The 15,654-nt window shown below is 64.6% G+C and carries 19 protein-coding genes and 1 pseudogene; 10 read left to right on the forward strand and 10 right to left on the reverse strand.

The genetic code is table 11. The features are described from left to right. The 3 genes from JWN03_RS32035 (at position 1) to JWN03_RS32045 (ending at position 3,319) form a co-directional block, all read left to right on the forward strand. Positions 1-924, forward strand: coding sequence for a ferritin-like domain-containing protein (locus JWN03_RS32035; RefSeq protein WP_297622804.1), 924 nt, complete (start codon positions 1-3; stop codon positions 922-924). Further along, positions 921-2,441 (forward strand): flavin-containing monooxygenase, encoded by a 1,521-nt coding sequence (locus JWN03_RS32040; RefSeq protein ID WP_441343097.1) that lies wholly within the window; start codon positions 921-923, stop codon positions 2,439-2,441. The genes JWN03_RS32035 and JWN03_RS32040 overlap by 4 nt, the downstream gene beginning before the upstream one ends. A 104-nt stretch (positions 2,442-2,545) precedes the next feature. Further along, the gene (locus tag JWN03_RS32045) at positions 2,546-3,319 is read left to right on the forward strand and encodes a MerR family transcriptional regulator (protein WP_297622805.1); all 774 of its coding nucleotides are present in this window, start codon (positions 2,546-2,548) and stop codon (positions 3,317-3,319) included. A 41-nt stretch (positions 3,320-3,360) separates the two neighbouring features. On the opposite strand, the gene JWN03_RS32050 is transcribed toward JWN03_RS32045, so the two are convergent. Beyond that, positions 3,361-4,854, reverse strand: a complete 1,494-nt coding sequence (locus JWN03_RS32050; RefSeq protein ID WP_297622808.1) for a UbiD family decarboxylase — start codon at positions 4,852-4,854, stop codon at positions 3,361-3,363. 49 nt (positions 4,855-4,903) lie between these two features. Further along, positions 4,904-5,470 (reverse strand): UbiX family flavin prenyltransferase, encoded by a 567-nt coding sequence (locus tag JWN03_RS32055; RefSeq protein ID WP_297622810.1) that lies wholly within the window; start codon positions 5,468-5,470, stop codon positions 4,904-4,906. A gap of 87 nt (positions 5,471-5,557) precedes the next feature. Between JWN03_RS32055 and JWN03_RS32060 the strand changes: the two genes are divergently transcribed. Next, the gene (locus JWN03_RS32060) at positions 5,558-6,472 is read left to right on the forward strand and encodes a LysR family transcriptional regulator (RefSeq protein ID WP_297622812.1); all 915 of its coding nucleotides are present in this window, start codon (positions 5,558-5,560) and stop codon (positions 6,470-6,472) included. 32 nt (positions 6,473-6,504) lie between these two features. Here the strand turns inward: JWN03_RS32060 and JWN03_RS32065 are convergent, their stop codons facing one another. Together JWN03_RS32065 and JWN03_RS32070 are read right to left on the reverse strand one after the other, a co-directional pair. After that, complete coding sequence (locus tag JWN03_RS32065; protein WP_297622814.1) at positions 6,505-6,672, reverse strand: hypothetical protein; 168 nt, start codon at positions 6,670-6,672, stop codon at positions 6,505-6,507. 110 nt (positions 6,673-6,782) lie between these two features. Further along, positions 6,783-7,436 (reverse strand): maleylpyruvate isomerase family mycothiol-dependent enzyme, encoded by a 654-nt coding sequence (locus JWN03_RS32070; RefSeq protein WP_297622816.1) that lies wholly within the window; start codon positions 7,434-7,436, stop codon positions 6,783-6,785. Between the two features lie 66 nt (positions 7,437-7,502). Here JWN03_RS32070 and JWN03_RS32075 point away from each other — a divergent pair, with 66 nt between their 5' ends. Then, positions 7,503-8,441, forward strand: coding sequence for a MerR family transcriptional regulator (locus JWN03_RS32075; RefSeq protein WP_297622818.1), 939 nt, complete (start codon positions 7,503-7,505; stop codon positions 8,439-8,441). A gap of 9 nt (positions 8,442-8,450) precedes the next feature. Here the strand turns inward: JWN03_RS32075 and JWN03_RS32080 are convergent, their stop codons facing one another. Beyond that, positions 8,451-8,774, reverse strand: a complete 324-nt coding sequence (locus tag JWN03_RS32080) for a hypothetical protein (protein ID WP_297622819.1) — start codon at positions 8,772-8,774, stop codon at positions 8,451-8,453. 413 nt (positions 8,775-9,187) lie between these two features. Here JWN03_RS32080 and JWN03_RS45865 point away from each other — a divergent pair. The 4 genes and pseudogenes from JWN03_RS45865 to JWN03_RS32095 all read left to right on the forward strand — a co-directional run. Further along, a pseudogene (locus tag JWN03_RS45865) lies at positions 9,188-9,574 on the forward strand (DUF7373 family lipoprotein); the annotation flags it as partial. A 19-nt stretch (positions 9,575-9,593) separates the two neighbouring features. After that, positions 9,594-10,355: a DUF7373 family lipoprotein gene (locus JWN03_RS32085; RefSeq protein WP_297622821.1), complete on the forward strand. Its 762-nt coding sequence runs from the start codon at positions 9,594-9,596 to the stop codon at positions 10,353-10,355. Positions 10,356-10,481: 126 nt separating this feature from the next. Next, positions 10,482-10,889, forward strand: coding sequence for a hypothetical protein (locus tag JWN03_RS32090; RefSeq protein WP_297622823.1), 408 nt, complete (start codon positions 10,482-10,484; stop codon positions 10,887-10,889). A 236-nt stretch (positions 10,890-11,125) separates the two neighbouring features. After that, on the forward strand, positions 11,126-12,064 hold the full coding sequence (locus JWN03_RS32095) for a tyrosine-type recombinase/integrase (RefSeq protein ID WP_297622825.1): 939 nt from the start codon (positions 11,126-11,128) through the stop codon (positions 12,062-12,064). A 162-nt stretch (positions 12,065-12,226) separates the two neighbouring features. Here JWN03_RS32095 and JWN03_RS32100 read toward each other — a convergent pair whose 3' ends face one another. Together JWN03_RS32100 and JWN03_RS32105 are read right to left on the reverse strand one after the other, a co-directional pair. Further along, positions 12,227-12,625, reverse strand: coding sequence for a DsbA family protein (locus JWN03_RS32100; protein WP_297622827.1), 399 nt, complete (start codon positions 12,623-12,625; stop codon positions 12,227-12,229). Continuing rightward, positions 12,601-12,810 carry a hypothetical protein gene (locus JWN03_RS32105; RefSeq protein WP_297622829.1) on the reverse strand — a complete coding sequence of 70 codons (210 nt, stop codon included), beginning with the start codon at positions 12,808-12,810 and terminating at the stop codon, positions 12,601-12,603. The genes JWN03_RS32100 and JWN03_RS32105 overlap by 25 nt, the downstream gene beginning before the upstream one ends. A gap of 157 nt (positions 12,811-12,967) precedes the next feature. On the opposite strand from JWN03_RS32105, the gene JWN03_RS32110 reads away from it, so the two are divergent. After that, positions 12,968-13,150 (forward strand): hypothetical protein, encoded by a 183-nt coding sequence (locus JWN03_RS32110; protein ID WP_297622831.1) that lies wholly within the window; start codon positions 12,968-12,970, stop codon positions 13,148-13,150. Positions 13,151-13,501: 351 nt separating this feature from the next. On the opposite strand, the gene JWN03_RS32115 is transcribed toward JWN03_RS32110, so the two are convergent. The 3 genes from JWN03_RS32115 to JWN03_RS32125 form a co-directional block, all read right to left on the reverse strand. Beyond that, the gene (locus JWN03_RS32115) at positions 13,502-14,779 is read right to left on the reverse strand and encodes a low temperature requirement protein A (RefSeq protein WP_297622833.1); all 1,278 of its coding nucleotides are present in this window, start codon (positions 14,777-14,779) and stop codon (positions 13,502-13,504) included. 142 nt (positions 14,780-14,921) lie between these two features. Next, positions 14,922-15,182 carry an SAM-dependent methyltransferase gene (locus JWN03_RS32120; RefSeq protein ID WP_297622835.1) on the reverse strand — a complete coding sequence of 87 codons (261 nt, stop codon included), beginning with the start codon at positions 15,180-15,182 and terminating at the stop codon, positions 14,922-14,924. A gap of 23 nt (positions 15,183-15,205) precedes the next feature. Beyond that, a partial coding sequence (locus tag JWN03_RS32125) for a LysR substrate-binding domain-containing protein (RefSeq protein WP_297622837.1) occupies positions 15,206-15,654 on the reverse strand: 449 nt, incomplete at its 5' end.

Raw genomic sequence — 15,654 nt, forward strand, 5'->3', positions numbered from 1 at the left:
ATGGCGAACGCTATGGATTACGACGATATGCTCCAGAAGATCAAGGATCGCCAGTGGGCGCTGGCCGATATCGACTGGGATGCGCCGGGCGCGGAAACGATTTCGCCCGAACTGCACGCCAAACTCAAGCCTTTCATGGCCGATCTCATGTGGATCGAGAATGTCGGCGCACGTGGTTTCGCGGCCATGGCGAAGAAGGCGCCCACCGAGACACTGCGGGAGATCTACCGCTACTTCCACGCCGAAGAGCAGAAGCACGCCAATGCCGAACTGGCGCTCATGCGGCGCTGGGGCATGCTCGACGGTGACGAGATCCCCGAGCCGAATATCAACGTCAAACTGGTCATCGACTTCCTCGACAAATACTCCGACGATATGTCGCTGTCGTTCCTGGGCACCGTGATTCCCATGCTCGAGGTCGCCCTGGACGGTGCGCTCATCAAGTTCATCATGGACGAGATCGAGGATCCGATCTGCCAGGAGGCGTTCAAGAAGATCAATTCCGACGAATCCCGGCACCTCGCAGTCGATTTCGCCGTCATGGATCTACTCGGGCACGCCGGAATGCGCAAACTGCTCACCGAACTGGTCGGCGGGTGGGTCAAGCCCACCTTCCTCATCGGCGTCCTGAGCTATGTGCCGCTGCTGAACAAGATGCGCGACAATATCGTCGAAATGGGCGTCGACGAGGAGAAGCTGTACGCCGCGTTCAAGCGATACGCCAATGTCGGCGAGCGCAGCGAATTCGCGCGCAGACTGCCCATGTTCCAGATCGTCAAGCGGCACAGCGGCTGGGTGATCAATCGCGAGCATCCGTATCACCTGATGGCCGACGCCCTGGTCAAGGTCTCCGCGCACGTACCGCAGCGGTGGCTGCGCCAGCCCACCTGGTCCAAGGAACTCACCTACGAGCCCGCGGCATGACGAAGGATCCGATGAACACCCAGATACTCGACGTCGCCATTATCGGTGGCGGGTTCGCCGGGATCGGCGCCGCGATTCGCCTGAAGCAGAAGGGGATCGGCGATTTCGCCATCTTCGAACGCGGCACCTCGATCGGCGGCACCTGGCGCGACAATACCTATCCCGGTGCGGCCTGCGATATTCCGTCGCGGCTGTACTCCTACGGCTTCGCGCCGAATCCGAATTGGTCGCACACATACTCGGGCAGCAATGAGATCCTCGGCTATATCGAATCGATGGCCACGCAGTTCGGCCTGCACCGGCATTTCCGGTTCGGGCACAACATCACCGGCATCGCCTTCGACGAGGACGCCGGCGTCTGGGATATCTCGGTCGAGGGTCGCGCCGACATCGTCCGGGCCCGCACCGTGGTGCTGGCCTCGGGACCGCTGGCCAATGCCAGCCTGCCGAGGATTCCCGGTATCGAGGATTACCAGGGGCACAAGATCCACAGCGCCCGCTGGGATCACGATTACGACTTCACCGGCAAGAAGGTCGCCGTCGTCGGCACCGGAGCCAGTGCGGTGCAGATCATTCCGGAGCTCGTCGACAAGGCCGCCTCGGTGAAGGTTTTCCAGCGGACGCCGGGCTGGGTACTGCCGCGAATCAACCGGCAGACCAGCCCGCTGACCAAGGAGCTCTACCGGCGGGTGCCCGCGGCCGAATCCCTTTCGCGCGCAGCCTGGTTCTACGGCCACGAGTCGGTCGCGCTCGGCGTCGTCTGGAATACGCCGCTGACACGGGTCGTCGAAATGGTCGGGCGTGCCCAGCTGCGGCGGCAGGTGAAGGATCCGTGGCTGCGCCGTCAGCTCACCCCGGAGTTCCGGGCCGGCTGCAAGCGGCTGCTGATGACCGACGACTACTACCCGGCCCTGCAGCGCGACAACTGCAAACTGGTGACCTGGCCGATCGCGCGCATCTCCGAACGTGGCATCCGCACGGCGGAAGGCATTGAGCACCAAGCCGATTGCATCGTCTTCGCCACCGGCTTCGAGGTGTCCAAGGCCGGGACGCCGATTCCGATCGTGGGCCGCGACGGACGGGTGCTCGCCACCGAGTGGCAGCGCGGCGCGTTCGCGTACAAGAGCATCGCGGTGTCGGGCTATCCGAATCTGTTCTTCACCTTCGGGCCGAACTCGGGGCCGGGGCACAATTCGGCGCTGGTGTACATGGAGGCGCAGATCAACTATCTCGTCGAGGCGATCAGCACCATTCTCGACCGGGACCTGCGCATGCTCGATGTGCGCCGGGAACGGCAGGACGAATACAACGCCGCCATCCAGCGCCGGCTGGACAGCACCACCTGGAACTCGGGCTGCCGCAGCTGGTATCTGACCGAGGACGGGTTCAATGCGACCATGTACCCGGGCTTCGCGACCCAGTACGTCGGTCAGTTGCGCACGGTCGAGCTCGACGATTACCAGGTCGTGCCCATCACCGCGCAGCGGACTGCGCCGCGGATCGTGGTGAATTCGTAGGTGACCGCGGCCGGCGGCCAGGACGATAGACTCGGTCGGTCCAGGACCGTGTTGTTCCGGCCGCCGGCTCGGCCGGCGTGCCCATGTCGAGGGAGGTGATATCGGTGCCGGAGTTCCGGATCGACGACCTCGCTCGCGCCGCGGGCACCACGACCCGCAATGTGCGCGCCTATCAGGAGCGCGGTTTGCTGCCGCCCCCGGCCGGAAAGGCCGGGCGCGCAAGCATTTACGACGACACCCATCTGGAGCGGCTGCGGCTCATCGACGCACTGCTGCAGCGGGGCTTCACCACCTCGCATATCGGCGACTTCATCACCAGCTGGGAGACCGGTAAGGATCTCAGCGAGGTGCTCGGCCTGCAACATGCGGTGACCGCCGCATGGGGGGAGGCCGAAACCTTCGAGGTACCGCGCGAACTCGTCGGCACCATTCTCGGTGCGGACACCGAGGAGCTGCTCGATCAGCTCGCCGAGATGAAGCTGGTGCGTATCGAAGGCGACAATGTCACCTTCACCGATACCGCCCTGCTCACCTCGTTCGCGGAGCTGCACGAGTACGGGCTGGAACTGCGCACTCTCATCGCGATCTACGCCAAGGTCGCCGACCGGATCGACGACATCACGTACACCATGATCACCGCTGCCAAACAGCACATCGAGGACAAGCACGGCAAGGGCTGGCTCCCGGAGACCAGCAGCGAAATCGCCGAGACCACGGCCATGCTCAATAAAATGCGTGAGCTGGCCGTCACCTCCGTGCATTCCACACTGGCGCGCTCGCTCGATGTCACCCTGCGCCGCGAACTCGGCGACTACCTCGCCAACGCCGCCGAACGCGAACAGCAACGCTCCCCGGCCGTACCGGAGACCCGGTCCTAGCGGACGACCCCTCGACGTCCGCCAGGACCATGTCAGCTGGTTTACCGGTAGCCGTACGTCTCCCAGTTGGCCAGCACACGCTCCTGAATCTCGGTGGGCCAGCCGTTTTCGAAGCTGCCCTTCACCGGGCGCTTGCCCTCCGGGTACAGATCGGCGAGCAGGCAGTTGTAGATGACCTTGCCCGCCATGAAGGTGTGCGACTCCTCCTTCGAGAGGTAGACCGCGAGCTGATCGGAAACCTTGTGGGCGTAGTGGAATTCGCCCCGATCGAGGTCCGGATGCGAGCGCGTCGCGAAGGCCCACACCACCTGTTCCAGATCGGTGATGTCGACATCGTCCTCGACCAGCAGGATCTTGGGCGCATTGACCGACGGCTTACCGGTGAAGATCACGTCGGCGATCTTGTCGACCAGTTCGTGTGAGCCCAGCCCGGTCGTCTCGTGCCAGTCCTGCCGGACCGACAGCGTCAGCCAGTGCACGGCGGCCTCGTAGTTGTACCAGGCCGAGGAGATCGGCAATTCCGCCTGACGCAGCAGGTACAGGATCTCGGCGGCACTGGTGGTGCCGATGATGGTGTGGTCCTCTTCCACCGGCGGACCGGCGGCGACAACCGGCTGAATAGCGCCGTCGCGGTAGGTGATCGCGGTGACCTTGAAGACCTGCTTGAGGCTGGCCTCGGTGGCGTTGTAGCCGGGGAACTCGTTGAACGGTCCCTCCATGATCGTCTCGTCGAGCAGGATGTGCCCCTCGATCACGATCTCCGCGGTCGCGGGCACCAGCAGATCGACGGTCTCGGCCGCGACCAGTTCGATGCCTTCACCGAAAAGCGCACCCAGGTAATGACTTTCGTCCTCACCCTCGGGAATCGGCATACCGCCGACAAACGGCAACCCCGGCTCGACGCCGATGGCCAGCGCGATCGGCATGGGCTCGCCGGCCTCGATCCACTTGGAGCGAATGATGCCCAGATGCTGCGGCGCCGGAATCAGGCAGGCCAGGGTGTTCTTGTCGGCGATCATCATGCGGTTGATCGACCAGTTGGTCCAGGAGCCGTCCGGCGTCTTGACGATATTCATGCCGTAGGTCTGAATGTAGCGGCCACCGTCGCCGCCGTGGATCAGCGGTGTGGGGAAGGCGAACAGATCGATATCGTCGCCGGTCACGATGTTCTGCTTGCACGGCGCATCGGCGGGCCACACCACGACCGGCGCGATACCCGGCTTGGCCCGCGCATCGGCCAGGGCCTCGACGATCTGCTGACCGGTCGCGTCGTAGGGCAGGCCGACCGCGAGCGCAATGCGCGCCAGCCGATGCTTCGGGCCGCTGAGCGCACCGGGCGCGCCCAGCACCCAGAACCCGCTGTCGCCGTAGCCGGTGATATTCGTGAAAAGCGGTGCGGGCGCACGCAGATCGTAGGATCGGCGAATCACCGCGCCCAGTTCCAGATTCCAGTCCACCTCGGCATCGATCTGCTGGATCTCACCGATGCTCTCCAGCTCCGAAATGAACTCACGCAGGCTGCGCAGGTGCGTCATACAGGATTCCTAACTGCGAATGGCGAACTGATCGAACAGGTTTCGGGGACTACTCGCCCCAGCGCGGCAGATCGGGAACGTCGATCCCGAGCAGGTCGAGGGCGCGGCCCGCGGTGTGGTCGACGATGTCCTCGACGGAGTCCGGCTTCAGATAGAACGCGGGCACCGGCGGCATGATGATGCCGCCCATCTCCGTGACGGCCGTCATCGCCCGCAAATGCGCCAGGGTGAACGGGGTTTCGCGCACCATCAGCACGAGCCGGCGCCGCTCCTTGAGCGTGACATCGGCGGCACGGGTCAGCAGATTGTCATTATTGGCGTAGGCCACCGCCGACAGCGTGCGCACCGAACAGGGCGCCACGATCATGCCCGCGGTGCGAAACGATCCCGAGGCGATGGCCGCGCCGATATCCGCGGGCCGATAGTTCACGTCCGCCATGGCGGCGAGGTCGCGGGCGCTCAGATCCGTCTCGTACGCCCTGGTCTGCTGCGCCGCAGGGGTGACAACAAGATGGGTTTCGACGCCGGCCTTGCGGGCCAGCTCCAGCACGCGGACACCGTAGGCAATGCCGGTCGCGCCGCTGATTCCCACGACGAGTCGTTGCGTTTTGTCCACCCGACAAGGATCGAGTCTCCTGCGTTGGCTATCAACGAAAGAATCGGCCACTATTGAGAAGCAGGGGTTATCAATGGCTGAGGAGTTATGGACACCGATCGAATAGATCTCACCGAACTGGAGATCTTCCTGACTCTCGCCGAAGAGCTCCATTTCGGCCGCACCGCAGTACGACTCGGCCTCTCGCAACCACGGGTGAGCCAGCTGCTGCGCGCGCTGGAGCGCCGGGTGGGCGGTCTCCTGTTCGAGCGGACCAGCCGCCGCGTGACCCTCAATCCACTGGGCGAACGCCTGCTGCGCGGCCTGCGCCCGGCCTTCGCCGAGCTGCAGCGGGTGGTCGCCGATACCCGCTCCGCCGCACAGGGTCTGCGCATCGGCTTTCTCGGTCCGTATGTCAGCACACTCACCGAACCGATTGCGCACCACGTGGCCCAGTTCCCGGATTGCCCCGTCGAGCTGGTCCAGGTGCCGTGGACCGACGTGTTCGGCGCGCTGTACCGCTCGGAGATCGACCTGCAACTGTGTCTGGCGCCCGTCGAGCAACCAGATTTGGTCATCGGACCGGAAATCGCCAGCTTCCCTCGCCTCTTGGCAATAGCCAAAACACATCCGAGGGCGAACTCGGCGGTCATCACCCTCGAGGACCTGGCCGATCTCCCCGTCATCGGTCCGTCCCCGCAGGTGCCACCCGAGTTGGCGCGCACCTTCTGGCCGCCCGCGCTGACCCCCGCCGGGCGCCCGATCCCCCGGCTACCGGCGGCCCGTACCGAACCGGAAATGCTCGGCACCGTCGCGAACAATCGCGGGGTGTTCCTGACCACCACCGCTATGCCGACCCACTTCTCGCACCCCGGTGTGCAGTTCATCCCGTTCACCGGCATGCCGGACGCCCGGGTGGTACTGGTCTGGCGAAAAGGTAATGACGACAGCAAGATTCGCGACTTCGCCAATCTCGCTGCGCCTTATCAGCTCACCCCGTCCGGGGCGCGAGCACCCCGGTGATCGCGCCGCCGGGCCCTGCGCCGGAAACCGGATCACGCGGCCTTGCGGATGGTTCCGGTGCCGGTGCTGGGATCGTCGTGCAGGGCACGGTGCATGGCGCAGCGGTGTACCGGACCCGGCCGGTAGAACGCGGGATCCAGCCGCTGGACAAAGGTGAGGTTGTCGCGGCGCCAGCAATCGATGCACACGGACTTGTTCATGGTGTCCTCCTTGGTCGCCGCTTCCGAAAAGCTTGCAGGGGTGGTGTTCCCGTTCCCACCCCTGCTCATGCATGACGTGTCCATCCGCTCACCACGACGCGGCCGGATCGTTATCCGAGGGTCCGCAATGATCGCTCGGGCAGCATCCGCGCGCCCTCGCCGGTGAGGGTGGAGAGTCTCGCGGTTCGACCGGCGATGAGCAGCAACAGGTCTGCAGCGGTCCCTTCGATGGCCGGGCCGGTCCCGACCGTCCATGCGGTGACGGTGGCGGCGAGGCGGAAACCGGAGAACCGCTCCTGTGCACGGAACAGCCACCTCGTCCGCCAGACCCGATCGAGAGCGAGACATGCTGATGCCGTGGGCATTTCATGCTCGAGCCCGAGAGGTAGAGCGATGTCCTGGATGTGGACGAGCACGTCCATCAGACGATCGACCGGGGTGGTGCCGGGAGGAGTGAGACGCAGCGGGACAACAGCGCGCAGATCGGCGAGAAGTTGCCTAGAGCTGGTCGCATCCGCATAGCGAATCGCCGTGTCGAGATTCAGCCGGGGGATGCTGCCGCGAGCGCGGATCACATTGGCCAGCAGCGAGAGGAACCTCGGCCGGCTCGACAGAATCACATGGGCGACCACATCGCGTACGCGCCAGCCGTCGCAGAGGGAAGCGTGGTCCCACTCCGCTTCGGGGAGTGATTCGAGCAATTCGACCAGAGTGGTGCGCTCAGCGGAGACCGCTCGCCAGATTTCATCGGGTGTGGTGATCATCGGGGTGAAGTCCTTTCCGGTAGGCGCTAGTACCGTAGGAACTCCACCCGAGTGGAGGTTCAAGGGATGGTGACCCACAACACACTTCGCGAGGCGTTGCTGACCATCGGCGAGCTCTCCGAGCTCACGGCGGTTCCCGTCCGCACGATTCGCTTCTATTGCGACAATGGTGTGCTGGAATCGGTCCGCAGCTCCGGCGGTCACCGCATGTTCGATCGGACTCCGGCGGTGGACCGACTGCTTCTGGTGCGCCGATTGCGGGCGGTCGGGCTGGGTTTGACGGCGATCACCGGGGTGTTGTCGGGCGAGCACTCGATGGCGGAAGCGGTCGCCGCCGAACGTGCGGCGGTCGATATCGAACTCGGCGCGCTGGCCTGGCGGCGAGCCTCCCTGTCCGCCATCGAGAATGCGACGCCTGCCGAGCGCGCGGCCCGGCTCGCACTACTGGCCGCGGTGCAGGACGGATTCTCCGCGCACGACACCCTGGTCGCGTTCTGGCGGCGGATGCTGACGCCATTGCCCCCGGACCTGTTCGAGGCCTTCCTCGACATGAATGTGCCGGAGCCGCTGCGCGACCCGACGCCCGACCAGGTGGTCGGCTATGCCGAACTCGTCACACTCACCGCGGACAGGTCGTTCGGTGTTGTTGTCTCGCAGCAGCTCTGGCGTTCCGACCCGGCCGCGATTCGCGACCGAGCCGGTCTGCTCGCCGGAGTCGCCGAGGCCTGCGGTATGGCCGAATCGCATATCGCCCTCGGCGTCGAGCCTTTCCCGTGCAAGGCGCTGGACCGGTTCGTGGACGCACACGCCACCGCCCGCACCATGCGTGACACCCCCGGCTTCCGCGAACGTCTCCACTCCGGCATGCACGACAATGACCAACGCATTCGGCGCTATTGGCACTGCGCGGGCGAGATCATGCGCAGCACAACCACAGCCGGTGCGGGACAGCTCTGGTTGTACAACGCACTCCTCCGGGCGACAGACGCACCTATCGCCGGGTAGCGGCCTGAATCAGGCGGCCGCGGCGGCGGTGCGCAGCGTGGCCATGGCCAGCTTCGGATCGGCCACGTCGACAACGAGGCGGGTGATAGGCCCACCGGAGAGTTCGATACGAATGCCCTGGCCGACGAATTGGGTGTCCCAGAATTCCTTGCGGCCCTTGCCTCGGAAGGTACCGGCCGCGATCACGCCGGGAAAGAAGGTGCCGGGCGCGCGCACCCACGGCGGGCGCAGATCCACTTCGGCCATGACGACCTGGGTGATCTGCGATAGATCGAAGGTGACATGCTCCCGCAGCGCCAGCACGCGATGCGCTCCGGTTACATGCACTGTCACAGTCGTCCCCGTGAGCTCGAACTCGACCATCGTGGACCTCGCTTTCACCGACACTGTTACTCCTTCCAGAGTGCCGCGCGGTCCTGGTCATAGCCTGAGGTTCTCCTGCGATTACGCACAGACTTTCGAATCGATCCAGGTAGAAGGCTTGCCATTTTCTCAGAACGCCTCAGATTCCAGTTTTGCTAGAAATTCGTGAACCACTCGGGTCGGGCTGTTCGGCGGGTGGCGCGAAGGGTTCGCGTATTTGCCCGTGGCCGTACGTGTTTCGGGGTTTCGGTGCCACTATTTTTAGGGGCGTCGACAGTTCGCTCGTCCGGCATCGGTCGGTGCGGTCCGGAGGTAGCCACGACAGGTCGAGTCGAACCAGGGGGCCGATCATGACCGGTCGATGGCGAACGTCCTCGCTCGCAATGTTTTTCGTGGCGGCGGCGCTGCTCGCGGCGTGCTCGATCGCCGGTACGCCGATCTCGAGGCCCATCGATGTGCGGGTACTGGATGTCGGTGCCTATCCGTTGACGCCCCACACCTACGATCGTCCGGCAGGGATCTACGGTGCGCTGGTCGAGGGCATGCGGATGTCCGCGGCGCTGGTTCCGGACGTGCAGGTCGATCCGATGCTCGCAGTGGGCCGGCCGAGCGGGGTGTTGCGCGATGACGACATGGCGGTAGAGCTGGGCGGCGTGCCTGACGCCGCGAAGACCGTACTGACGCGGGAAGGCATGCTGGTCGGCTATGCCGTGAACGGGTCCGATACGCAAGGTTCCCGACCGAGTCCCGCCGAGACCGCGCTGACCTGCACGCTGCTGCGGTTTCCCGATGCCGCCGCATGCCGAGCGGGCAGCGACCGAACTGGAGGCCGCCGATCTCGCCTCGGCGCCGGACCAGAATCGCAAGCTCACCCTCACCGATTATGCTGCCGCGCAGATTCATTGGCATCCGGGCACACCCGGCATCGGCGCGTATCTCGCGCACGGTGAGTTCGTGCTCCGGGTCTCGGTGCGGCGGCCCGTGGCGGACGAGAACGATCTACTCGGGTGGGTACGGCGGGCCTTCGATGTGCAACTCGACGCCGTGGACAAGTTCGTTCCCACTCCGGCAACGGATTTCGCGGCACTGCGCCTCGATAAGGAAGGCATGCTGGCCCGTTCCATGGTCGGGCTGCGCGACGATCGCAGTCCGGACATCGCGGCCTTCGCCGTCTACAGTACGAACTACCTCACCGCGACCTCCACGGATTCGGTCACCTGGCAGCGGATATTGCAGGACGCGGGGGCGGACGCGATGTCCTACCTGGAACACGATTTGTTGTTTCGCGTGCGCGATGCGCAAGCCGGCCATGGGCTCGCCGCCGCCGTGGTTCTCCTCCGCCACACCGAATACCGGGACATGGACGGCCCCGCCCATGTCCCCGATGCCCAGTGTCTGGCGCTGGATCCGAAGGCGCCTTCCGCGGGTTCTCAGCCCTACAAGTGCTATCTCGCCTACGGCCGGTATGTCGATGTGCTCAACGACTTCGACAAGACCGCCATCCTGCGTCGCACCGCCGCCGAATACGCCCTGTTGGCCGACAGCTTCTAGCCGCCCCTTGCGCTATTCCTCGGTCTTTTCGAAGACCGAGTTGCCGTCTTCGTCGACCCAGGCGGGCATGTCACTTCTCGAGCACGTTTCGCGGCGCGCCAGCTATGGCCACCGCCAGGATGCGCGATGTCAGCGCCATCCTGCATGCTGACGAGTAACCCGACCGTTCCACCCTCCCCGGAGCGCACCATGCCGACCCGCCACACCGCGTCGAGCTCGTTGTCCGACACCGAGATCCAGCACATCACCGCAGAAATCGCGGCAGGCCGCCCACCCCGCGTCTGGTTCACCGCCGAAGCCGTCGGCATGCCCGAAGGACAATCCGGCAAAGTGCGCGCCCTCGCCGACCCCAACGAGCCCGACTACCTGCGCGTGCAACCCACCGGATCCGACGACACCCTGGCGTTCTCCCCCACCGAACTCACCCTCACCAAACCCAGCCGCCGGCGCACAACGCACCAGCGCCCAGACACCGAACCACCCACACTGTTCGACGACATCGACGGCGAAGACCGTGCCAGTGGGTGGCCGTAAAAAAACAGCCTACGCTCCTGAGAAATCGATCACGCGCAGACATTACCTCCCCGACAATGGTTGCGGCACACCCGATTCGGGGGTCGGGGAACACCCACGAGAAAAGTCACGCTAAGCAGTTACCGCACATAGTGTCCTACTATGTGCGGTAACTGCCGAGACGAGCTGGCGCGATGGGCCTCTCGCGACGGGTCGACTCGGGAAACTATGTGCGGTAGCGCGGGTGGAGGTCCCCAATGGGTCAGGTTCGACGGCTGCCGCGGCCGACAAGCGGTGTGCGGCTGGCGGATGCGGTAAAGATCTACCTCGCCACGATCACGGTGCCCAACACCCGCGAGACCTACGCGACGGCATTGGAGCGCCTCGTCACCGACTTCGGTGCCGACACCGATGTGGCGTTGCTGGGCGAGGAACCCGATCGGGTGAGTGGCTGGTTCACGTTCGTGTGGGGCGCCACAGCAGCCAAGACGTTCAATATCAGGTTGACCGCGCTCGGTTCGGCGTGCGCGTACTGGCGCGAGCAGCAGTGGTTGAGCGGTGATCCGCTGGTGCGTTTGCGGGCGCGACCGGCACCGCCGGACACCAGCAAGGCGCTGAGCACGCAGCGGATCGCCGAGATCCTGGGATCGGATGTGCCGCTGCGGGAACGTGTTTTGTGGCATGTGCTCTATGAATCCTCGGCGCGCGCCGAGGAGGTACTGATGCTCGACGTGCCCGATTTGGACACGACGAATCGGTGTGCGGTGGTGACCCGCAAGGGCGGTGCCCGCGATCTGATCGCGTGGCAGACCGGCACCGCGCGGCTGCTGCCGCGGCTATTGGCCGGGCGCAAGTCCGGTCCGGTGTTCCTGACCGATCGCAAGGCCCGCTCGTCGGTCGCGCGCGCGGATGTCGACCCGTCGACCGGGCGCGGCCGACTGTCCTATCGCCGTGCGGCGGAGCTGTTCGAGGTCCACACCAGTGGGTTCGACGGCGGCCCGTACACGCTGCATCAGCTGCGACATTCGCGGCTCACCCACGCGGCCGAGGCCGGCGCCTCGACGCCGGTGTTGATGAAGTTGTCCGGGCACACCTCGGTGCGAAGTCTGACCAAGTACGCGAAGATTTCCGATGAAGGACTCGTTCGATACCAGGCAGAGAGCGATCCAGCGGCGCGGCGTCGACCGGGGCGATGACAGGCTCGGCGCTGGGTACGAGTTCGGGGTGCGTGTCCAGGAATCATGGTCACCGCCTCCCACCTGCGCAGAAGACGGGACCAGGTACGGCCGGTCGAACGCACCGTAATGCCTGCGGGCCTTGCGATACCCAGCACGCGAGGAGATCCCGCAGACCCTCGATCAGCCCCGAGTGAGCAGGAAATTCACTACTACATCGGCGAACTCGTCGCGATACGCCTCCGTGCTGGATGTATCCAGGCCACCATTGTTGACCCGATACCGACCGTTGACGAACACCGCTGGCACTTCGAGTTCACGGACATCCTCTACCACCCTGAGATCCTGTGCCGTCTTGTGCTGTTGGTCTGTCAGCATTCTGGTCTCAAAGGAGGTCATCGCGCGGTGATAGTCCTCGGCTGGGATGCCCGCGGCAACGAACACCTCACCGATATCGCTGGGGGTTTTTACCGTCTGGGTCTTCCGAATGCCTTCGTACAAGGGAACTTTGACCTGGTCCTGGACTCCCAGAACCGTGGCCGCAGCCCATGCCTGGGTCAACTGCTTTGCCAGGGGACCCATGAAATCCGCGTGATAGATGGCCTGCTTGGTCCCGCGGGGACAGCCTTGCTGATCGCGGCGGGGATGCGGTTCATCTCGAAGAGATTGCTGTTCGGACAATAGAAGGAAAAGAGCCGCAGTACCTGCGGCTCCATGATTACGGGTTCGCCCAGCGTCACATACTGCTTGCCGTTCACGTAGGTCATGTTCGTCGATCTCCTCCGGCGAGTTGTCCGGGTGCGCCACCGCTACCCATGGCGAACACCCGCTTCAAGGAAGCGCAATCTCTCTGTCCCGCAGCGCGAATCAGACTGTCCGGTGTGTAGCGGTGCCCCGGACATCACCCATGTTCGGTCAAGATCGATGCTCCGTGTTAGCTTTCGGCCGATCGGTCCGTGGCTGTGGACCTACCCGTGGGACCTACCCGAGCTGGTCGTCGTCCCGGCCGGTGTGCCGGTGCCCGAGACAGGGGCGAAGAACTCCGGCTCCTCGGCACTCATGGGGGTTCCAGTAGTAATCGCCGAAAAAACAACGGATATGGCGTAATGCCTTGGTGAGGTGGGGATTCGTTGGGTTCAGCTGCGCGACGAGGTGCTGATCTGGCCGCGTGGGCGGCCGGTAGTTGGGCGGCGATCCCGACCACCCCCGTCACTGGATCGGCCGCACACCTGACCGAACCTGACATCGCCCGCGAACTAGAGAGGTTCATCACCGCTGCGCACGCCATATCCCCGGGCCGACCCTGATGACCTGTCGATCGCGAGCCGCTGCATGAACGCCCGCGCAGGCGGGCGGGCGATGTTCCACTCGCACTGGAAAGGGGCAGTCGCCCGGCCACTTCGGCCGAGTGCACCGTGGCCGGCCGCTCGTGCGCGCCTAGGACAGCGAGATCTCATGTCACGAACTGTGAGGATCTTGCATCAGATCGGCGATCACGGTGCCGATATGGCGGTGTCCGACGAGTTCGAATCCCACCACGGTGACAAAAGGTGCGAGCGTGACCACCAGCAGGCAGATCGCCGCGTTGGTGCCGGTGGCGGCGAGGAAACTCGCCGCGCCGATCACCATTGCGGTGCCGGTGAGCAGCAGTACGAATAGTCGGTCCCAAACACGCACCAGCAGAACGTAATTCAGGTACACGGCACCGATGTAGAGCGCGACGGGCACCGCGACGGCAAGGACGGTACCGAATGTCCCGAGGTGCGATTTGTGTTCGATGGCGAAGGCCGCGGTGTGTAGTCCGGCGCCGGTGGCGACGATCGCCATGAATATGCCGATGTGTAGGTAGCAGAAGGTGAAGGCGCGCTGCCGCTGGATACGCAGGATCGGCCCGGCGGGGACGCTGAAGTACACCCACCACATGCCGAAGGTGAGTCCGATTCCCGCTGCTGCGAGTAGAACGGCGTCGCTCGACCAGCCTTGGTCGCCGACGATCGCGGAAACGGAGGCGACGGTGCCCGCTACGCCTTCACCCAGGGCGATGATGGCGAGCAGCCCATAACGTTCGGCGATATGGTCGGGGTGCCAGGGTGTCCCGTCGGCTGAGCGCGCCTCGGCGATCCGCGGTCCGATCATTTCGAAGGTACCGAGAACCAGCGCGGCACCCAGCGTCACCGGGACCGTCGAGTGCACGAGAATTATTGCGACCCAGCCGATTTGCGCGATGCCTATGATCGAGACGTAGGTCAGGCAGGTGGCCCGATGTCGCGGGTCCTGCCGGGCGGCGCGCAGCCACTGGAAGATCATGACCACCCGCATCACGACGTACCCGGCGACCATGACCTGGTTGTCGACGTGGCGACCTTGGTCGATGGAGTGGAACATTTGCGGGATGCCTAGGGCCAGTACGAGTACACCGACCATCTGCACCATCGTCGCGGCCCGATAGATCCAATCATCGGTGTCGTAGGCGGAGGAAAACCAGCTGAAGTTGATCCACGCCCAGCAGATCGCGAACGTAGCGAACACGAAACCCGTCAGCCCCGCGGCGAAATGCTTCTCCGCCAGCAGATCGGCGAATTGGGACGAGCAGACGCTGAACGCGACGACGAAGGTCAGATCGAACAGCAACTCGAGCGGTGTGGACGTCCGATGCTGCTGATCGGGATCGCGCCCGGACATCGGACGGAATCGATGATGTGGTGTGAGGCTGGGTCGATCGATCGCGTCTGACATCGGCTGGTCCTCACGGTCGGGTTCCGCTGTGGTGATCCAGAATTCACGGTGCCTTGTCGGAAGGTGCCCGGGTGATGCCGACGCGGTCAGCGTACGCCAGGCCATGTTCGAACCTCGGCGAGCGCCGAACATGGCCTGGATCTCATCGCGGGTGCGGAAGCGGCCGCAGCCCGGACCCGAGATCGAGGAACTGGTCGATTCCCGCGTTGCGAACCAGGAAGCGGCACACCCGGATCAGAAAGTCACGGTTTGCCCAGGCCAAGTCGGTGGCCTGCGGTGCGACGGCCTGCACCCGTGCGAGCCGCGGCATGAACGCCCGCGCAGGGGGGCGGGCGATGTTCCACTCGCACAGGCCGTTTCGATGCGAGCGGGCTACCGAACCGCTGGGGTTTCCTGCATCCACCGCCAGTTGCTGGTCTCAAGCATTCACTCCTCATCCGCGGGTAGGGGTGCCCGCAGTTCCTCGAGCCTGGAGAGGAACAGTTTGAGAATTGGGGAGGTGTTCGTCTTGCTATAACCAACGGCCAGATCGATCGTCGGAGTCTCGCCCGCCAGTGGCCGGCTCACTACAGACGAAGGCAGCAACTTCTTCGCGTAGGCGGGCATTAGCGCCAACCCTCGGGTTGCCACAACCAGGGACACGGCCATAGCGATGTTGTCCACCCCGTGATCCACGGTGATGTCGAGCCCGCAGCGGCGCAGATAGGCCTCGGTCACGGCGCGCAGCACTGTGGCTTTCTTCGAACCTCCGATGAAGATCTCACCGGCCAATTCCTGCGGGTGAACCGCTTCGTGGCCGGCGAGGGGATGGTCGCTCGGCATCAAGACGATCAGCGGCTCGGAATCGACCACCTCGTACCCCAGGTCGAAGGTCG

The organism is Nocardia sp., from assembly GCF_025465275.1.
In the GTDB taxonomy this organism is placed as follows: domain Bacteria; phylum Actinomycetota; class Actinomycetes; order Mycobacteriales; family Mycobacteriaceae; genus Nocardia.

What these genes read in the sequence shown, in the direction of transcription:
- JWN03_RS32035 (WP_297622804.1), top strand. Translation starts at nt 1, where the DNA reads ATGGCGAACGCTATGGATTACGACGATATGCTCCAGAAGATCAAGGAT.
- JWN03_RS32040 (WP_441343097.1), top strand. Translation starts at nt 921, where the DNA reads ATGACGAAGGATCCGATGAACACCCAGATACTCGACGTCGCCATTATC.
- JWN03_RS32050 (WP_297622808.1), bottom strand. Translation starts at nt 4,854, where the DNA reads ATGACGCACCTGCGCAGCCTGCGTGAGTTCATTTCGGAGCTGGAGAGC.
- JWN03_RS32060 (WP_297622812.1), top strand. Translation starts at nt 5,558, where the DNA reads ATGGACACCGATCGAATAGATCTCACCGAACTGGAGATCTTCCTGACT.
- JWN03_RS32065 (WP_297622814.1), bottom strand. Translation starts at nt 6,672, where the DNA reads ATGAACAAGTCCGTGTGCATCGATTGCTGGCGCCGCGACAACCTCACC.
- JWN03_RS32070 (WP_297622816.1), bottom strand. Translation starts at nt 7,436, where the DNA reads ATGATCACCACACCCGATGAAATCTGGCGAGCGGTCTCCGCTGAGCGC.
- JWN03_RS32075 (WP_297622818.1), top strand. Translation starts at nt 7,503, where the DNA reads ATGGTGACCCACAACACACTTCGCGAGGCGTTGCTGACCATCGGCGAG.
- JWN03_RS32085 (WP_297622821.1), top strand. Translation starts at nt 9,594, where the DNA reads ATGCCGCCGCATGCCGAGCGGGCAGCGACCGAACTGGAGGCCGCCGAT.
- JWN03_RS32090 (WP_297622823.1), top strand. Translation starts at nt 10,482, where the DNA reads ATGTCAGCGCCATCCTGCATGCTGACGAGTAACCCGACCGTTCCACCC.
- JWN03_RS32095 (WP_297622825.1), top strand. Translation starts at nt 11,126, where the DNA reads ATGGGTCAGGTTCGACGGCTGCCGCGGCCGACAAGCGGTGTGCGGCTG.
- JWN03_RS32100 (WP_297622827.1), bottom strand. Translation starts at nt 12,625, where the DNA reads ATGGGTCCCCTGGCAAAGCAGTTGACCCAGGCATGGGCTGCGGCCACG.
- JWN03_RS32105 (WP_297622829.1), bottom strand. Translation starts at nt 12,810, where the DNA reads ATGACCTACGTGAACGGCAAGCAGTATGTGACGCTGGGCGAACCCGTA.
- JWN03_RS32110 (WP_297622831.1), top strand. Translation starts at nt 12,968, where the DNA reads ATGCTCCGTGTTAGCTTTCGGCCGATCGGTCCGTGGCTGTGGACCTAC.
- JWN03_RS32115 (WP_297622833.1), bottom strand. Translation starts at nt 14,779, where the DNA reads ATGTCAGACGCGATCGATCGACCCAGCCTCACACCACATCATCGATTC.